Raw genomic sequence first — 16,082 nt, forward strand, 5'->3', positions numbered from 1 at the left:
TGGAAGCTTTCTAGACGGGCAAACGTCTAGTCATAATTATGCAGTAATTTAAGACTCCCTCTTAAAACAAGTCTTTTACCACTTGTGAGAACCGCCACAAGAGGCCATTGGCGGAGGGCGGAAAAGCAGATTTGCCGCGAAATACGCGCCTGTCAGCCCACACCGCCTCAGTCACGATGTCCTTCTGGAGTCGGTTTGTGAGAGTCTCGCAGAGCCTGGGGAGGTTCACTGATATGTTGTACGATAAATCCCAAGAAAGGGACAACTGTGGTTTCGGCCTAATCGCCCACATAGAAGGCGAACCTAGCCATAAGGTCGTGCGTACCGCTATACACGCACTGGCCCGCATGCAACACCGTGGCGCGATCCTTGCTGATGGCAAGACTGGCGACGGCTGTGGCCTGCTTTTACAAAAACCGGATCGCTTTTTCCGGATGGTCGCTGAAGAACGCGGATGGCGTTTGGCCAAAAACTATGCCGTCGGCATGATGTTCCTCAGTCAGGACGAAGAACTCGCCAAGGCAAGCCGCCGCATTGTAGAAGAAGAGTTGCAAAACGAAACGCTGTCGATTATCGGCTGGCGTGAAGTGCCGACCAACCCAGATGTTCTTGGTGAAATCGCTCTCTCCTCCCTGCCTCGGATTGAACAAATTTTTGTGAACGCCCCTGCGGGTTGGCGTCCACGTGATATGGAGCGCCGCCTGTTTGTGGCGCGTCGCCGTATCGAAAAGCGGATTTCAGGTGACAAAGATTTCTACGTTTGTAGTTTCTCTAACCTGGTGACGATCTATAAAGGCTTATGTATGCCTGCGGATCTACCCCGCTTTTATCTTGATTTGGCTGACCTGCGCCTTGAATCGGCAATTTGCCTGTTCCATCAGCGCTTCTCAACCAACACCGTGCCGCGCTGGCCGCTGGCTCAGCCGTTCCGCTATCTGGCCCATAACGGCGAAATCAATACCATCGCCGGTAACCGCCAATGGGCGCGCGCACGTGCTTACAAATTCAAAACGCCATTAATCCCCGATTTGCAGGATGCAGCGCCATTCGTCAATGAGACCGGCTCAGATTCTAGCTCGCTGGATAACATGCTGGAGCTGTTCCTCAGTGGCGGCATGGACTTGATCCGCGCCATGCGCCTGCTGGTGCCACCGGCCTGGCAGAACAACCCGGATATGGATACCGACCTGCGCGCCTTCTTTGACTTCAACTCCATGCATATGGAGCCATGGGATGGCCCGGCGGGGATCGTGATGTCAGATGGCCGTTATGCGGCTTGTAACCTTGACCGTAATGGCCTGCGCCCTGCGCGCTACGTCATCACCAAAGACAAGCTGATCACCTGCGCCTCTGAAGTCGGTATCTGGGATTACCAGCCCGATGAAGTGATTGAAAAAGGCCGCGTCGGCCCCGGCGAACTGATGGTGATCGATACCCGCAGTGGCAAGATCCTGCACTCTGCCGAAACCGATAACGACCTGAAAAGCCGCCACCCGTATAAAGAGTGGATGGAGAAGAACGTTAAGCGCCTGGTGCCGTTCGAAGATTTGCCGGAAGATCAGGTGGGCAGCCGCCAGTTAGATGATTCGACACTGGAAACCTACCAGAAACAGTTTGGTTACAGCAGCGAAGAGCTGGATCAAGTCATCCGCGTGCTGGGTGAAATTGGTCAGGAAGCGACCGGTTCAATGGGCGATGATACCCCATTTGCCGTGCTGTCCAGCGGCCCACGCATTATTTACGATTACTTCCGCCAGCAGTTCGCCCAGGTGACCAACCCGCCAATCGATCCGCTGCGTGAAGCGCACGTCATGTCACTGGCCACCAGTATCGGCCGTGAAATGAATGTGTTCTCCGAAGCGGAAGGTCAGGCGCACCGTCTGAGCTTCAAGTCGCCCATCTTGCTGTTCTCCGATTTCCAGCAGCTCACCACGCTGGAAGGGGAGCACTACCGCGCCGATCGTCTGGATTTAAGCTTTGATCCCGCTGAAACTGATTTAGAACAAGCGGTGCTCGCCCTGTGCGAAGAAGCGGAGCGCAAAGTGCGTGATGGTGCCGTGATGTTGGTGCTGTCAGATCGTGCTATTGCCCCGAATCGTCTGCCGGTTCCGGCTCCGATGGCAGTTGGCGCTATCCAGACCCGCCTGGTAGAGAAAAACCTGCGCTGCGACGCCAACATTATTGTTGAAACCGCCAGCGCCCGCGACCCACATCACTTCGCGGTGCTACTCGGTTTTGGTGCAACTGCGATTTACCCTTATTTAGCTTATGAATCATTGGCTAAATTGGTTGATTCCCAGGCTATTGATAAGAAGTATCGCGATGTGATGCTTAACTATCGTAATGGGATCAATAAGGGCCTGTACAAAATCATGTCCAAAATGGGCATCTCCACCGTCGCCTCATACCGCTGCTCTAAACTGTTTGAAGCAGTTGGCCTGCATCGTGAACTGACTGATCTCTGTTTCCAGGGTGTGGTGAGCCGTATCGGCGGGGCCAGCTTCAGCGATTTCCAGCAGGATTTGCAGAATCTCTCCAAACGCGCCTGGTTAAAACGTAAGCCATTGGATCAGGGCGGTTTACTGAAATTTGTTCATAACGGTGAATACCATGCCTATAACCCGGATGTGGTCAGCACCTTACAAACTGCGGTTCACAGCGGCGAATATAGCGATTATCAGGCTTATGCCAAATTGGTAAATGAGCGCCCGATCGCCACACTGCGTGATCTGTTGGCAATCAAACCGCAAGGTACGCCGATCCCTGTCGATCAGGTGGAGCCGGCTGAATCCCTATTCACCCGCTTTGATACCGCCGCGATGTCTATCGGCGCACTCAGCCCAGAAGCCCATGAGTCACTGGCTATCGCCATGAACAGCCTCGGCGGCTTCTCTAACTCCGGCGAAGGCGGCGAAGATCCGGCCCGTTACGGCACCAATAAGGTCTCCCGTATCAAGCAGGTGGCCTCGGGTCGTTTTGGCGTCACACCGGCGTATCTGGTGAATGCTGATGTTATCCAGATCAAGGTAGCCCAAGGGGCGAAACCGGGTGAAGGCGGTCAATTACCGGGTGATAAAGTCACGCCGTATATTGCCAAACTGCGTTATTCCGTGCCGGGTGTGACCTTGATCTCCCCGCCACCGCACCATGATATTTACTCAATTGAAGACCTGGCGCAGCTGATTTTCGACTTGAAACAGGTCAATCCGAAGGCATTGATTTCAGTGAAATTGGTCTCTGAGCCGGGTGTGGGCACCATTGCCACTGGTGTAGCGAAAGCCTACGCCGATCTGATTACCATTGCTGGCTACGACGGCGGCACTGGTGCTAGCCCACTTTCGTCGGTGAAATATGCCGGTTGTCCGTGGGAGCTGGGGCTGGTTGAAACACAGCAAGCACTGGTTGCCAATGGCTTGCGCCATAAAATCCGCCTGCAAGTGGATGGCGGCCTGAAAACGGGTGTTGATATTGTTAAAGCGGCGATTCTGGGGGCAGAGAGCTTCGGTTTCGGCACTGGCCCTATGGTGGCCCTGGGTTGTAAATACCTGCGTATTTGCCACCTGAATAACTGCGCCACCGGTGTCGCCACCCAAGATGAGAAACTGCGTCGTGACCACTATCACGGCTTGCCTGAGCGTGTGGTGAACTACTTCCAATTCATTGCGCGGGAAACCCGTGAGATCATGGCCGAGCTGGGTGTACGCCAACTGGTTGATTTGATTGGCCGTACCGACATGCTGCTGGAGCTGGATGGCATCTCCGCCAAACAGAACAAGCTGGATCTGTCGCCAATGCTGAAAACCGCCACGCCACATCCGGGCAAAGCACTCTATTGCACCGAAAGTAACCCACCGTTCGACAAAGGGTCACTGAACAAAGAGTTGCTGTCGCAGGCCGAGTCACATATTGAAGCCAAACACAGCAAAACGTTCTACTTTGATATCCGCAACACTGACCGCTCGGTAGGCGCGTCATTGTCCGGCGCGATTGCCACTAAACATGGCGATCAAGGTATGGCGACTGATCCCATCAAAGCTTACTTCTCCGGCACTGCCGGTCAGAGCTTTGGCGTCTGGAATGCCGGCGGCGTTGAGCTGACCCTGACTGGCGATGCCAACGACTATGTGGGTAAAGGGATGGCGGGAGGCCGTATCGCGGTGCGCCCTCCGGTGGGTTCTAACTTCCGTAGCCACGAAGCCAGCATTGTCGGTAACACCTGCCTGTATGGTGCCACTGGCGGTAAACTGTTCGCCGCAGGCCGTGCCGGTGAGCGTTTCGCGGTGCGTAACTCCGGTGCTATCACCGTGGTTGAAGGTATCGGCGATAACGGTTGTGAATATATGACTGGCGGAATTGTTTGCGTACTGGGTCGCACCGGGATTAACTTCGGTGCCGGTATGACCGGTGGTTTCGCTTACGTTCTTGATGAAGACGGTGAATTCCGTAAACGTGTTAACCCTGAACTGGTAGAGGTCCTGGATGTCGATCAACTGGCCATCCATGAAGAGCATCTGCGTGGGCTGATCACTGAACATGTTCAGTTGACAGGTTCTAGCCGTGGCGAAGAGATTCTGGCTAACTGGCCGGAGTGGGTGACCAAGTTTGCTTTGGTTAAACCGAAATCCAGCGATGTGAAAGCACTGTTGGGCCACCGTAGCCGTTCCGCAGCTGAGCTGCGGATTCAAGCGCAGTAAGGGGTTGAAATGAGTCAGAATGTTTATCAGTTTATCGACCTACAGCGCGTAGATCCGCCGAAAAAGCCGCTGAAGATCCGTAAAATTGAATTTGTTGAGATTTACGAGCCATTCTCGGAAACACAGGCCAAAGCACAGGCAGACCGCTGTTTATCTTGCGGTAACCCTTACTGTGAATGGAAATGTCCGGTACATAACTACATCCCCAACTGGCTGAAACTCGCCAATGAGGGGCGGATTATGGAGGCGGCGGATCTGGCTCACCAGACCAATAGCTTACCGGAGGTCTGTGGCCGCGTGTGTCCACAGGATCGTCTATGCGAAGGCTCTTGCACCCTGAATGACGAGTTCGGTGCGGTCACTATCGGTAACATCGAGCGCTATATCAGTGATAAAGCTATCGAGATGGGCTGGAAGCCGGATATGTCCCATGTTCACCCGACCGGCAAACGTGTCGCGGTGATCGGCGCTGGCCCTGCGGGGCTGGCCTGTGCTGACGTATTAGCGCGTAACGGCGTGCAAGCGGTGGTGTTTGACCGTCACCCAGAGATTGGCGGCTTACTGACCTTCGGTATTCCAGCCTTCAAGCTGGAAAAAGAGGTGATGATTAAGCGCCGAAAAATTTTCTCTGAGATGGGCATCGAGTTCCAGTTGAATATCGAAGTCGGCAGAGATATCACCATGGATGCGCTGCTGAAAGAGTATGACGCGGTATTCCTCGGTGTGGGTACTTACCAATCTATGCGCGGCGGGCTGGAAAACGAAGATGCATCCGGTGTTTACGATGCGCTGCCATTCCTGATTGCCAATACCAAACAGTTGATGGGCTACGAAGCAGCCGCTCACGAGCCATACATCAGCATGGAGGGTAAACGTGTGGTGGTGCTGGGTGGTGGTGATACCGCGATGGACTGTGTGCGCTCTTCTATCCGTCAAGGCGCAACTGACGTGGTTTGCGCCTATCGCCGCGATGAAGCCAACATGCCGGGTTCCAAGCGGGAGGTGAAAAATGCTCGCGAAGAGGGGGTCGAATTTAAATTCAACCTGCAACCATTGAGCATTGAAGTGAACAGCAATGGCAAAGTTTGCGGCGTGAAAATGGTTCGCACCCAACTGGGCGCGCCTGATGCACAGGGCCGTAGCATGGCAGAGCAGATCCCAGGTTCAGAACATGTTCTGCCCGCAGACGCCGTGATAATGGCGTTTGGTTTCCGCCCACACAGCATGGAGTGGTTGGCTGCCCATGACGTGGCGCTGGACAAGCAAGGCCGTGTCGTTGCCCCTGAAAGCACCGATAATGCCTTCCAGACCAGTAACCCGAAAATCTTTGCTGGCGGCGATATTGTCCGTGGCTCTGATTTGGTGGTAACCGCCATCGCCGAGGGTCGCAAAGCCGCAGAAGGCATCATGAATTATCTGGAAGTCTGATACTCAGGATTTTTCGATCATTTAATGGTATTGAGGGCTGGTTATCCAGCCCTCAAGTCGATGACAAACCCAACATTAAGCCAGATGTGTGAAGGGGCGACTGCCCCTAGGGGCGCTTCGGTCGCTTACGCGACTACGACCCCAACGGAACATTCCCCCTTCAATCAATTTGGTCAATGGTATAATGGCTGGCTATCCAGCATTTTTATGAGTTTATCCCCCCCACCCAAGATTTTGTAACAATCTCACCCCCCTTATTTGCAGCATTTTAACCGTGAAGCGCTATAGTAAAGGCCGAGTTTATATTGGCTTTTGGGCCGACACCGCTTGGCCTACTTATCTTGTTACGCCCCGTTTTAAAGAAAGGATCATCTGTTATGAAATCTCACTTACTTTTTATTGCTGGCGGATTGCTGGCGATGAGTGGCAGCGCATTGGCGATGTCGCTGAATTATCAAGAAGTTGGCTATAACATTGAGGCACGTGGTGCCCGCGCAGTGGTGGCTGAACTGGCAAAAGCTGGGCAACTGCCAGCGGTAGAGAATAATATCAAACTGGGTGATGATAATTGGATTGCCATGGCCCCTAAACTGGCCGATGGGGGGAACGCAAATTTCACCGCAGGGGTAAAATCAGCACTCTCTTCCGCACTGATTTACAACCCAGCCGCAGTACTAAAAGCGGTAAGTGATAGCAAAACACTCAAATTATCAGAGATTTGTACCGCGCCAGCTGATATCAAAGATAGTGCCGCCAAAGCTAACTTCCAGCAGCGCGCCTCTCATACTTTATCCACGATCAGAAATAGCGACATGATGAGCCAGCGTGATAACTGCCTGGCTGAATTGAAAAAGTTATCTTGATTATTGGTTATGAGGAAATGATAAGGGCGGCCAATGCCGCCCTTAGAAAGACTAATACTTTGCTTGAAAACGAAGGGGCTACTTAACGACCCGCAATGCTGGGCGACCACCACTGCGTGGCGGTTGTGGCGGCTCATCATCAGGTGAACCATTATCGTCTTGCGAAGATGGTGTTTCGTCCGTGACTAACATCAGATTGTCAGCCGGTGCGTTATTGCCCTCTTCCTCTTCGATGCCCTCGAAATTACCCTCAGCATCCGAATCGTAAGCCTCTTCAGGTTCAAACATGGTGCCAGAACCATTTTCTCGCGCATAAATTGCCACTATCGCAGCCATAGGTACGATGACCTGACGCGGTACGCCACCAAAACGGGCATTGAAGCTCACGCCATCATTACCCAGTTCCAGGTTACCCACGGCGCGCGGTGCCACATTCAATACAATCTGCCCATCACGTGCAAACTCCATTGGCACCGAAACACCTGGCCTTGTCACATCAACCACCAGATGTGGCGTCAGTTGATTATCAATCAACCATTCGTAAAATGCGCGTAACAGATAGGGACGGCGCGGAGACATATCCGACATCTCCATAGCAATTAACCTCGGGTTTTCAGGTGCATTTCACGTTCAGCTTCAGTCAGGGAAGCCAGGAACGCATCACGCTCAAACACACGTGTCATATAGCCTTTCAACTCTTTAGAACCCGCGCCAGTTAGCTCGATGCCCAATACTGGCAAGCGCCACAACAGCGGAGCTAAATAGCAATCAACCAGGCTGAACTCTTCGCTCAGGAAGTAAGGCGTTTCATTGAATACTGGGGCGATAGAGAGCAGAACCTCGCGCAGTTGCTTACGTGCTGCTTCTGCCTCCTGTGCATTGCCCTGCTCAATTTTATGCATCAGGGTGTACCAGTCTTTCTCAATGCGGTGCATCATCAAACGACTGCTACCACGAGCAACTGGGTATACCGGCATCAATGGCGGGTGAGGGAAACGCTCATCCAGATACTCCATGATGATGCGGGATTCATATAATGTCAGCTCGCGATCAACCAAAGTAGGGACGGTCTGGTAGGGATTGAGGTCAATCAGGTCCTGCGGCAGATTACCAGCTTCAACCTGCTCAATCTCAACACTGACACCTTTCTCCGCCAGTACGATACGTACTTGATGGCTAAAAATGTCGGTCGGGCCGGAAAACAGCGTCATTACCGAACGTTTGTTGGCAGCGACAGCCATGAAAACCTCCAAGATTATCTAGAAAACAGTGCGAATAGCCCACGGTGAGGTTGCTATCCTGAGTCGTTTTACCGCCAGTTCGCAATCTCGACAGCTGCTGCCGTAAATAAGCCTTGGTCGAGAGAATAATTCAGCCAGGGAGATAGACGGGCGCCAACAGTTCGCCGAACAGGCACAAAAGTGAGTGATAGTTTACCAGATTTTGAATGTTTTGTGGGGGTGGTACGGCTATTTCATAAAAAATCGTCTATCTGACAATTAGTTAGCGGCAAAAAATATAATATATGGCGTGGTAGGGAGGTGTTTTTCAGATATGTTTTTCAAATATATTTTTCAGAGAAATAAAAAAACCCGGTGAAACACCGGGCTTTTACCATCAATCTGATGCCATAAAGGCAAAAAATTAACGTTTGGAGAACTGTGGACGACGACGTGCTTTACGCAGACCCACTTTCTTACGCTCAACTTCACGCGCATCACGCGTTACGAAGCCAGCTTTACGCAGTTCACCACGTAGAGACTCGTCATATTCCATCAGTGCACGGGTGATACCGTGACGGATAGCGCCAGCCTGACCTGAAATACCACCACCTTTAACAGTGATGTACATGTCAAACTTGGTAACCATGTCTACCAGTTCCAACGGTTGATTAACTACCATGCGGGCAGTTTCACGACCGAAGTAAACTTCAAGGCTACGTTGGTTAATAACGATTTTACCGCTGCCCGGCTTAAGAAAAACGCGAGCTGCAGAACTTTTGCGGCGACCAGTGCCGTAGTATTGATTTTCAGCCATTGCCATAATCCCGATTAAATGTCCAGAACTTGCGGTTGCTGCGCCGCATGATTGTGCTCAGTACCTGCGTAAACTTTAAGCTTACGATACATTGCACGGCCCAGCGGACCCTTCGGCAGCATGCCTTTAACCGCGATTTCAATCACACGCTCAGGACTGCGGGCAATCATCTCTTCAAAGGTCGCTTGTTTGATACCACCGATGTGGCCGGTGTGACGGTAATAAATCTTGTCTGTACGCTTGTTGCCGGTTACAGCAATTTTTTCTGCGTTCAGAACGATGATGTAATCACCAGTATCAACGTGCGGGGTGTATTCCGCTTTATGCTTGCCGCGTAAGCGACTAGCCAGTTCAGTAGCGAGGCGACCTAAGGTCTTACCATTCGCGTCAACAACATACCAGTCGCGTTTTACAGTTTCTGGTTTAGCTGTGAAAGTTTTCATTATAAAAGCTTACCCAATTAATAAGTTACACGTTGGTGAACACCCAAACGTTCAAAAACAGTTGAGGCTCACACGACCATCAGTCCAGCAAACCTACCCCTTCGAATAGCCAATGCCGGCACTATCAAAGTTTTTGGGAAAAAAACTTTGTTGTAACGTGGGGTCGCAAGATTATAGAGAAGTCAGCGTTAAAGATCGAACTGTTTTTGACGAGAAAGGCATAAATTAAACATGTTAAGTCAGGGCGAAGGATAATCGCCCGCAATAGAATAGCATTTTAGCATGTCAAAAGTGAATAACTGTGGCACAGAATATGCACTTACGGCAGATGCGGCAAAGAGAGATACTCTTCACTCTGCATCTCTTGTAGCCGCGATAAGCAGCGCTGATATTCGAATTTGAGGCGCTCACCACCATAAATCTCGAACATAGAAGTTTCAGCCGCAATGATAAGCTTCACTCGCCGCTCGTAGAACTCATCGACTAACGCCAGAAAACGCCGAGCGGTATTCTCATCTCGCGTCTCCATGCGGTGGACATTGTGCAACAAAACAGTGTGATAGAGTTTCGACAGTGCAATGTAATCCAACTGGCTGCGAGCCTCTTCACACAAAGTATGGAAATCCACCGCCAAAACGCCCTGTGCCGCGCAAATGGCGGGCAGTGGCCGATGATTCACCTCCAGTACAGGGGCGCGCTCATCCACTTTACCCGCTAACTTGACAAAAATCTCATCCATCGCCTGCGCGGTTTGTTGACTGAGCGGCGTCAGATAGAGATTCGCTTGAGTTAACGTGCGCAAGCGGTAATCAATACCAGCATCAACATTCATCACGTCACAATACTGCTTGATCAATGCAATAGCCGGCAGAAAGCGGGCGCGCTGTAACCCATTTTGGTACAGATTATCCGGTGGAATGTTGGATGTCGCGACCAGTGTAATGCCTCTGGCGAAGAGTGCGTCCAGCAGTGTTGCCAGCAGCATGGCATCCGTAATATCGGTGACAAAAAACTCATCAAAGCACAGCACATCAGTCTGCATCTTGAAGTTATCGGCGATAATTTCAAGTGGATTTTCATGACCTTGTAGCTCGGCCAGCTCTTGATGTACCCGCAACATAAAGCGGTGGAAGTGCAATCGCAGCTTGCGATCACCCGGCAGGCTGTGGAAAAACATATCCATCAGCCAGGTTTTACCGCGCCCGACGCCACCCCACATATATAGGCCCTGAACCGGACGTATGACTTTTTTGGCTGACGTGCGCCCAATCAAACGGCTCAACCGCCCACGTAAACCGGTGCCAGTCGGTGGCTCATTCTGGCGCTGTTGCAGTGCGTGATAAATTTGGTCTAGTTGGGCTACAGCGCGCCGTTGCACATCATCAGATTGATAGTCACCAGCATCAAGTGCCTGCTGGTAAAGTGTTGTAGGTGTACTTGATTGCATGTTTATCACCAATCCCTGATAAAATAGTTATCTACTTTTCGCGCTACTTTCTCACTGATTTATCGTGCAATCGCAGCATTTACCGACTCTATCTCTGCGGAAAAAACCTGATAACCAAAAGCAAAGTTGCATCAGGATTCCACTCAGACAAGGTTAGCGGTTATAGTGGCTATTATTAAGTGAAAAGTCCTGCTGAACAATGAAGTCAAAAAAGGAGTCATCATGACCTGGGAGTATGCGCTTATTGGGTTGGTTGTTGGTATCGTGATTGGCGCGGTAGCTATGCGCTTTGGCAACCGCAAATTGCGTCAGCAGCAAGTGCTGCAAAATGAGCTGGAGAAGAGCAAAACAGATTTGGAAGAGTACCGTCAGGAACTGGTTGGGCACTTCGCCCGCAGTGCTGAGTTGCTGGATAATATGGCTCGCGACTACCGCCAGCTCTATCAGCATATGGCGAAAAGCTCCAATAACTTACTACCGGACTTACCGTTGCAGGATAATCCATTCCGCTACCGTCTGACCGAATCTGAGGCCGATAATGATCAGGCACCAGTGAAAATGCCGCCTCGCGACTACTCTGAAGGGGCATCGGGCTTATTACGCCCGGAGCATCAGACCCGCGATTAAGCACATATATACCATGCTGACTACGCAATCGTAGTCAGCACATTTACACTTCTATACTCACCCCTCCTTGAATTGCTCCACAGCGAACCTTATATCAAGCGGTATCTCAGGCTACGTATTTTAAGGTAACAGTAGCCTTTTGAAATAAGTGAATTTTTTAGCTAACTCAGAGTCTGAACTTACAACGGGCCTGTAACAGCCATCCACCCTATTCATTCACCGTTAGGTATTGAGAGAGTTTAAATCAATGAAGAAAAAGTCATTATTTCTTAGTGCGCTGGCAATGAGTGTCGGCTTAGGTCTCGCTAGTGTTCCTATGGTGAACGCCGCAGCACTTCCAGCGGCCGTGGCCGGGCAGGCAGTTCCTAGCCTGGCACCAATGCTGGAAAAAGTTTTGCCCGCGGTTGTCAGCGTTCATGTTTCTGGGACGCAAGCACAGCAACAGCGCTTGCCAGAAGAGTTCAAATTCTTCTTTGGCCCCAATGCACCCGCCGGTAAAGAGAGCAATCGTCCCTTCGAAGGGCTGGGGTCTGGCGTCATTATTAACGCTGAAAAAGGTTATGTGCTGACCAATAATCACGTGATCAATAATGCGGATAAAATTCGTGTTCAGCTCAATGATGGCCGTGAGTATGATGCCAAACTGCTGGGCCGTGATGAGCAAACTGATATCGCACTATTGCAGTTAACTGATGCCAAGAATCTGACATCCATTAAAATTGCTGACTCCGATAACCTGCGGGTGGGTGATTTCGCGGTCGCAGTCGGTAACCCATTTGGTTTGGGGCAAACCGCGACTTCAGGGATCATTTCCGCCTTGGGCCGTAGTGGCTTGAACCTTGAAGGGTTGGAAAACTTTATCCAGACTGACGCCTCCATCAACCGTGGTAACTCTGGTGGCGCTCTGGTTAACCTCAATGGCGAATTGATTGGGATTAACACCGCGATCCTGGCACCGGGCGGCGGTAACATCGGCATCGGCTTCGCAATCCCAAGCAACATGGCGCAGAATCTCAGCCAGCAGTTGATTGAGTTTGGCGAAGTGAAACGCGGGTTGTTGGGTATCCGTGGTAGCGAAATGACCGCAGACATGGCAAAAGCCTTTAATATCGATGCTCAGCGTGGCGCATTCGTCAGTGAAGTATTGCCAAAATCAGCCGCATCTAAAGCGGGCATCAAAGCCGGTGATGTGTTGGTTTCCGTTGATGGTAAGCCAATAAGCAGCTTTGCGGAGTTGCGCGCCAAAGTGGGCACCACTGGGCCGGGTAAAGCCGTTAAAGTTGGTTTGCTGCGCGATGGAAAACCACTTGAAGTTACAGTCACGCTAGAGAATAGCAGCCCAACTTCAACCAGTGCAGATACTTTATCTCCCTCATTGCAGGGTGCATCCCTGAGTAATGGCGAGATCAAAGGCGGTAGCAAAGGGGTTAAGGTTGAGAGTGTCACTAAAGGCTCACCAGCCGCACAGTCTGGCTTGCAGAAAGATGATGTGATTATTGCCGTAAACCGTGTGCGAGTTCAGGATATCGCCCAATTACGGAAAGCTATCGAAGCCAAACCTGCTGTAATCGCACTGAATATTGTCCGTGGTGACGAGAATATTTACCTGCTAATACGCTAATTTGCAGAAAAATCGGACACAGCACCATGCTGTGTCCGCCAAACTCATGCTATTCTCCGGATATCCATTCATTCACGCCTTAAACCTCATGTTTCTTAAGCTATTGCGTTCAATTGTTTTGGGGCTAATTGTCGCCGGTCTTTTACTGGTCGCAATGCCTATGCTGCGTAATCCGGGTCACTTTTTTTCCGGTAACAGCAGTAGCTTAGATGAAGAGACGCCCGCCAGTTATAACCAAGCGGTGCGCAGAGCAGCACCAGCAGTGGTTAATGTGTATAACCGTAGCTTAAGTCCGACCCAAGATGGGCTGGCCATTCGTACACTAGGTTCTGGTGTTATCATGAGTGATAAGGGTTATATCCTGACCAATAAGCACGTTATCAATAATGCTGAACAGATCATTGTGGCATTACAGAATGGTCGTATATCAGAGGCACTCCTGGTGGGTTCAGATAATCTGACCGACTTAGCCGTTTTGAAAATTGATGCGGTGAATCTGCCGGTCATTCCCATCAATATTAATCGTATACCCCATGTTGGTGATGTCGTGCTGGCCATCGGTAATCCCTATAATCTGGGTCAGACAGTCACTCAAGGGATCATCAGCGCGACCGGGCGTATTGGCTTGAGTGCTTCCGGGCGGCAAAACTTTCTCCAGACAGATGCCTCAATCAATCAGGGTAATTCCGGTGGTGCGCTAGTGAATACCTTGGGCGAATTAATGGGGATTAATACCCTATCTTTCGATAAAAGCAGCAACGGTGAAACACCAGAAGGTATTGGTTTTGCTATTCCAACCGCACTGGCGACCAAAGTCATGGAAAAGCTGATTCGTGACGGGCGGGTGATCCGTGGCTATATCGGCGTGACTGGCGAGGAGTATCCCCCCTTCAATGCCAGCGGTAATGGTTCATCAGACCGGATACACGGCATTAAAGTGAATCGAATATCGCCAGATGGCCCAGCCGCGAAAACCGACCTGCAAGTGGGTGATATCATTCTTAGCGTGAATAACAAGCCTGCAACGTCTGTGATTGAAACTATGGATCAGGTTGCAGAGATCCGCCCCGGCACCACAATTCCAGTCTTATTCTTGCGCAACGGCCAGCAAATGACGATGCAGATAACCATCACGGAATTCGATCAAAATGCGGAGCTTAGTAGTCAGCAAGAGTCGCTACAGCCATAATTTTTAGTCAAAAAAATACCAGCTCGTAACTATCGGCTGGCATTTTTATTGGTCTGATTTAGCGAACTTTTATTCGCCTTTCACCCGCTCAATTTTGGCACCCAGTGCACGCAGTTTATCTTCGATACGTTCGTAACCACGATCAATATGATAGATACGATCCACGATTGTGACCCCGTCAGCGATACAGCCCGCCAATACCAAACTGGCAGAAGCACGTAGATCGGTTGCCATCACCTGAGCACCGGATAGCTGCTCAACACCATAACAAATCACGGTATTACTCTCGATCTCCGCATGTGCGCCCATGCGGATCAGCTCAGGCACATGCATGAAACGGTTCTCGAAAATAGTTTCGGTGATAACCCCCGTCCCCTCCGCCACCAAATTCAATAAGCTGAACTGGGCCTGCATATCCGTTGGGAAACCTGGGTGTGGCGCGGTGCGGATTGTCACCGCTTTAGGGCGCTGCCCATGCATGTCGAGGCTGATCCAATCATCACCAACTTCAATATCAGCGCCTGCTTCTCGTAGCTTAGCCAATACCGCATCCAGCGTATCAGGGCGGGTCTGACGACAAACAACTTTACCGCCAGAGATAGCCGCTGCAACCAGGAAAGTGCCGGTTTCAATGCGGTCAGGCAGCACACGATAGACGCCGCCCCCCAAGCGCGCAACGCCCTCGATGGTAATGCGGTCACTCCCTGCGCCGCTGATTTTAGCGCCCAGCGTATTCAGGAAGTTCGCGGTATCGACAATTTCTGGCTCACGGGCTGCATTTTCAATCACCGTGCTGCCTTCAGCCAAAGTCGCAGCACTCATAATGGTCACTGTTGCGCCAACGCTAACTTTGTCCATCACGATATGCGCGCCTTTTAGGCGGCCATTGACCGAGGCTTTCACGTAGCCCTCTTCCAGCTTAATTTCAGCACCCAGCTGTTCTAAGCCCGTGATGTGCAAGTCAACCGGACGCGCACCAATAGCGCAACCGCCGGGCAAAGAGACTTGCCCTTTACCAAAACGAGCAACCAGTGGCCCCAGCGCCCAAATAGAGGCACGCATGGTTTTGACTAAATCATAAGGCGCACAAAACTCATTCACATCACGCGCATCAACAAAAACAGAACCCGAGCTATCGCGTTCAATTTTGGTGCCTAGTTGGCCAAGCAGCTTAATAGTGGTATCAATGTCTTTTAGCTTTGGGACATTTTGCAGCTCTACCGGCTCTTCAGCTAACAACGCAGCAAACAATATTGGCAATGCGGCGTTTTTCGCGCCGGAAATAGTGACTTCACCGCTTAGGCGAGTCCGCCCCTGCACACGAAATTTATCCATTGTGACCACTCTCTGTTGTCAAATTCGAATTCACTGCCCGCCTTAGCTGTTTACGATAACGTTAAACAGCCCACCAGCCAGCAGTATTAAAAGCCGTTTAGCTTGCGATCCCGCTGCCACTCTTGCGGCGTATAAGCCTTAATCGATAAAGCATGAATACGGTTATCAGCGATATATTCCATCAAAGGCGCATACACAGCCTGCTGTTTTTTCACCCGGCTCATGTCAGCAAACAACTCACCGACCACAATCACCTGAAAGTGGCTGCCATCACCGGTAACATGCGCTTCTTGTAGTGCCAATGCTCGCATCAGCACGTCTTTAATTTCGTTAGTATCCATAAGATTCTTTCTATTTTATGAGGATCGATAGTGTTATGAGGAGCATAGCCAGCCAAA

The 16,082-nt window shown here is 51.0% G+C and carries 13 protein-coding genes; 6 read left to right on the plus strand and 7 right to left on the minus strand.

From position 1 onward, the window contains the following. The first annotated feature begins 233 nt into the window (after window positions 1-233). The 3 genes from gltB to HRK25_RS03910 all read left to right on the plus strand — a co-directional run bounded on the left by gltB (window position 234) and on the right by HRK25_RS03910 (window position 6,985). A complete protein-coding gene (gene gltB, locus HRK25_RS03900) occupies window positions 234-4,694 on the plus strand; it encodes a glutamate synthase large subunit (protein WP_032898353.1) in 4,461 nt (1,486 codons plus the stop codon). A 9-nt stretch (window positions 4,695-4,703) separates the two neighbouring features. Continuing rightward, window positions 4,704-6,122 (plus strand): glutamate synthase small subunit, encoded by a 1,419-nt coding sequence (locus tag HRK25_RS03905; protein WP_004874092.1) that lies wholly within the window; start codon window positions 4,704-4,706, stop codon window positions 6,120-6,122. A gap of 377 nt (window positions 6,123-6,499) precedes the next feature. Further along, window positions 6,500-6,985, plus strand: coding sequence for a hypothetical protein (locus HRK25_RS03910; protein ID WP_005276625.1), 486 nt, complete (start codon window positions 6,500-6,502; stop codon window positions 6,983-6,985). A 78-nt stretch (window positions 6,986-7,063) separates the two neighbouring features. Here the strand turns inward: HRK25_RS03910 and sspB are convergent, their stop codons facing one another. The 5 genes from sspB to zapE all read right to left on the minus strand — a co-directional run bounded on the left by sspB (window position 7,064) and on the right by zapE (window position 10,912). Continuing rightward, a complete protein-coding gene (sspB, locus tag HRK25_RS03915) occupies window positions 7,064-7,579 on the minus strand; it encodes a ClpXP protease specificity-enhancing factor (RefSeq protein WP_005276623.1) in 516 nt (171 codons plus the stop codon). Window positions 7,580-7,584: 5 nt separating this feature from the next. Continuing rightward, entirely contained in the window at window positions 7,585-8,226 is a 642-nt protein-coding gene (gene sspA / locus HRK25_RS03920) for a stringent starvation protein SspA (protein ID WP_005276622.1), read from the minus strand. Window positions 8,227-8,629: 403 nt separating this feature from the next. Continuing rightward, on the minus strand, window positions 8,630-9,022 hold the full coding sequence (gene rpsI, locus HRK25_RS03925; RefSeq protein WP_005162424.1) for a 30S ribosomal protein S9: 393 nt from the start codon (window positions 9,020-9,022) through the stop codon (window positions 8,630-8,632). Window positions 9,023-9,036: 14 nt separating this feature from the next. Continuing rightward, the gene (gene rplM, locus HRK25_RS03930; protein ID WP_004874088.1) at window positions 9,037-9,465 is read right to left on the minus strand and encodes a 50S ribosomal protein L13; all 429 of its coding nucleotides are present in this window, start codon (window positions 9,463-9,465) and stop codon (window positions 9,037-9,039) included. Between the two features lie 319 nt (window positions 9,466-9,784). Then, window positions 9,785-10,912, minus strand: a complete 1,128-nt coding sequence (gene zapE / locus HRK25_RS03935; protein ID WP_005276621.1) for a cell division protein ZapE — start codon at window positions 10,910-10,912, stop codon at window positions 9,785-9,787. Window positions 10,913-11,134: 222 nt separating this feature from the next. Between zapE and zapG the strand changes: the two genes are divergently transcribed. From zapG to degS, 3 genes are all read left to right on the plus strand, one after another. After that, window positions 11,135-11,539 (plus strand): Z-ring associated protein ZapG, encoded by a 405-nt coding sequence (gene zapG / locus HRK25_RS03940; protein WP_004714934.1) that lies wholly within the window; start codon window positions 11,135-11,137, stop codon window positions 11,537-11,539. Between the two features lie 247 nt (window positions 11,540-11,786). Next, window positions 11,787-13,160, plus strand: a complete 1,374-nt coding sequence (degQ, locus tag HRK25_RS03945) for a serine endoprotease DegQ (protein WP_005276618.1) — start codon at window positions 11,787-11,789, stop codon at window positions 13,158-13,160. A gap of 88 nt (window positions 13,161-13,248) precedes the next feature. Further along, the gene (gene degS, locus HRK25_RS03950) at window positions 13,249-14,349 is read left to right on the plus strand and encodes an outer membrane-stress sensor serine endopeptidase DegS (protein WP_005276617.1); all 1,101 of its coding nucleotides are present in this window, start codon (window positions 13,249-13,251) and stop codon (window positions 14,347-14,349) included. Window positions 14,350-14,418: 69 nt separating this feature from the next. Here degS and murA read toward each other — a convergent pair whose 3' ends face one another. Together murA and ibaG are read right to left on the minus strand one after the other, a co-directional pair. Beyond that, a complete protein-coding gene (murA, locus tag HRK25_RS03955; RefSeq protein WP_005276615.1) occupies window positions 14,419-15,684 on the minus strand; it encodes a UDP-N-acetylglucosamine 1-carboxyvinyltransferase in 1,266 nt (421 codons plus the stop codon). Between the two features lie 86 nt (window positions 15,685-15,770). Then, the gene (gene ibaG / locus HRK25_RS03960; protein ID WP_005276613.1) at window positions 15,771-16,025 is read right to left on the minus strand and encodes a BolA family iron metabolism protein IbaG; all 255 of its coding nucleotides are present in this window, start codon (window positions 16,023-16,025) and stop codon (window positions 15,771-15,773) included. Between the last annotated feature and the right edge of the window lie 57 nt (window positions 16,026-16,082).

The sequence above is a fragment of the Yersinia bercovieri ATCC 43970 genome, from assembly GCF_013282745.1.
In the GTDB taxonomy this organism is placed as follows: Bacteria; Pseudomonadota; Gammaproteobacteria; order Enterobacterales; family Enterobacteriaceae; genus Yersinia; species Yersinia bercovieri.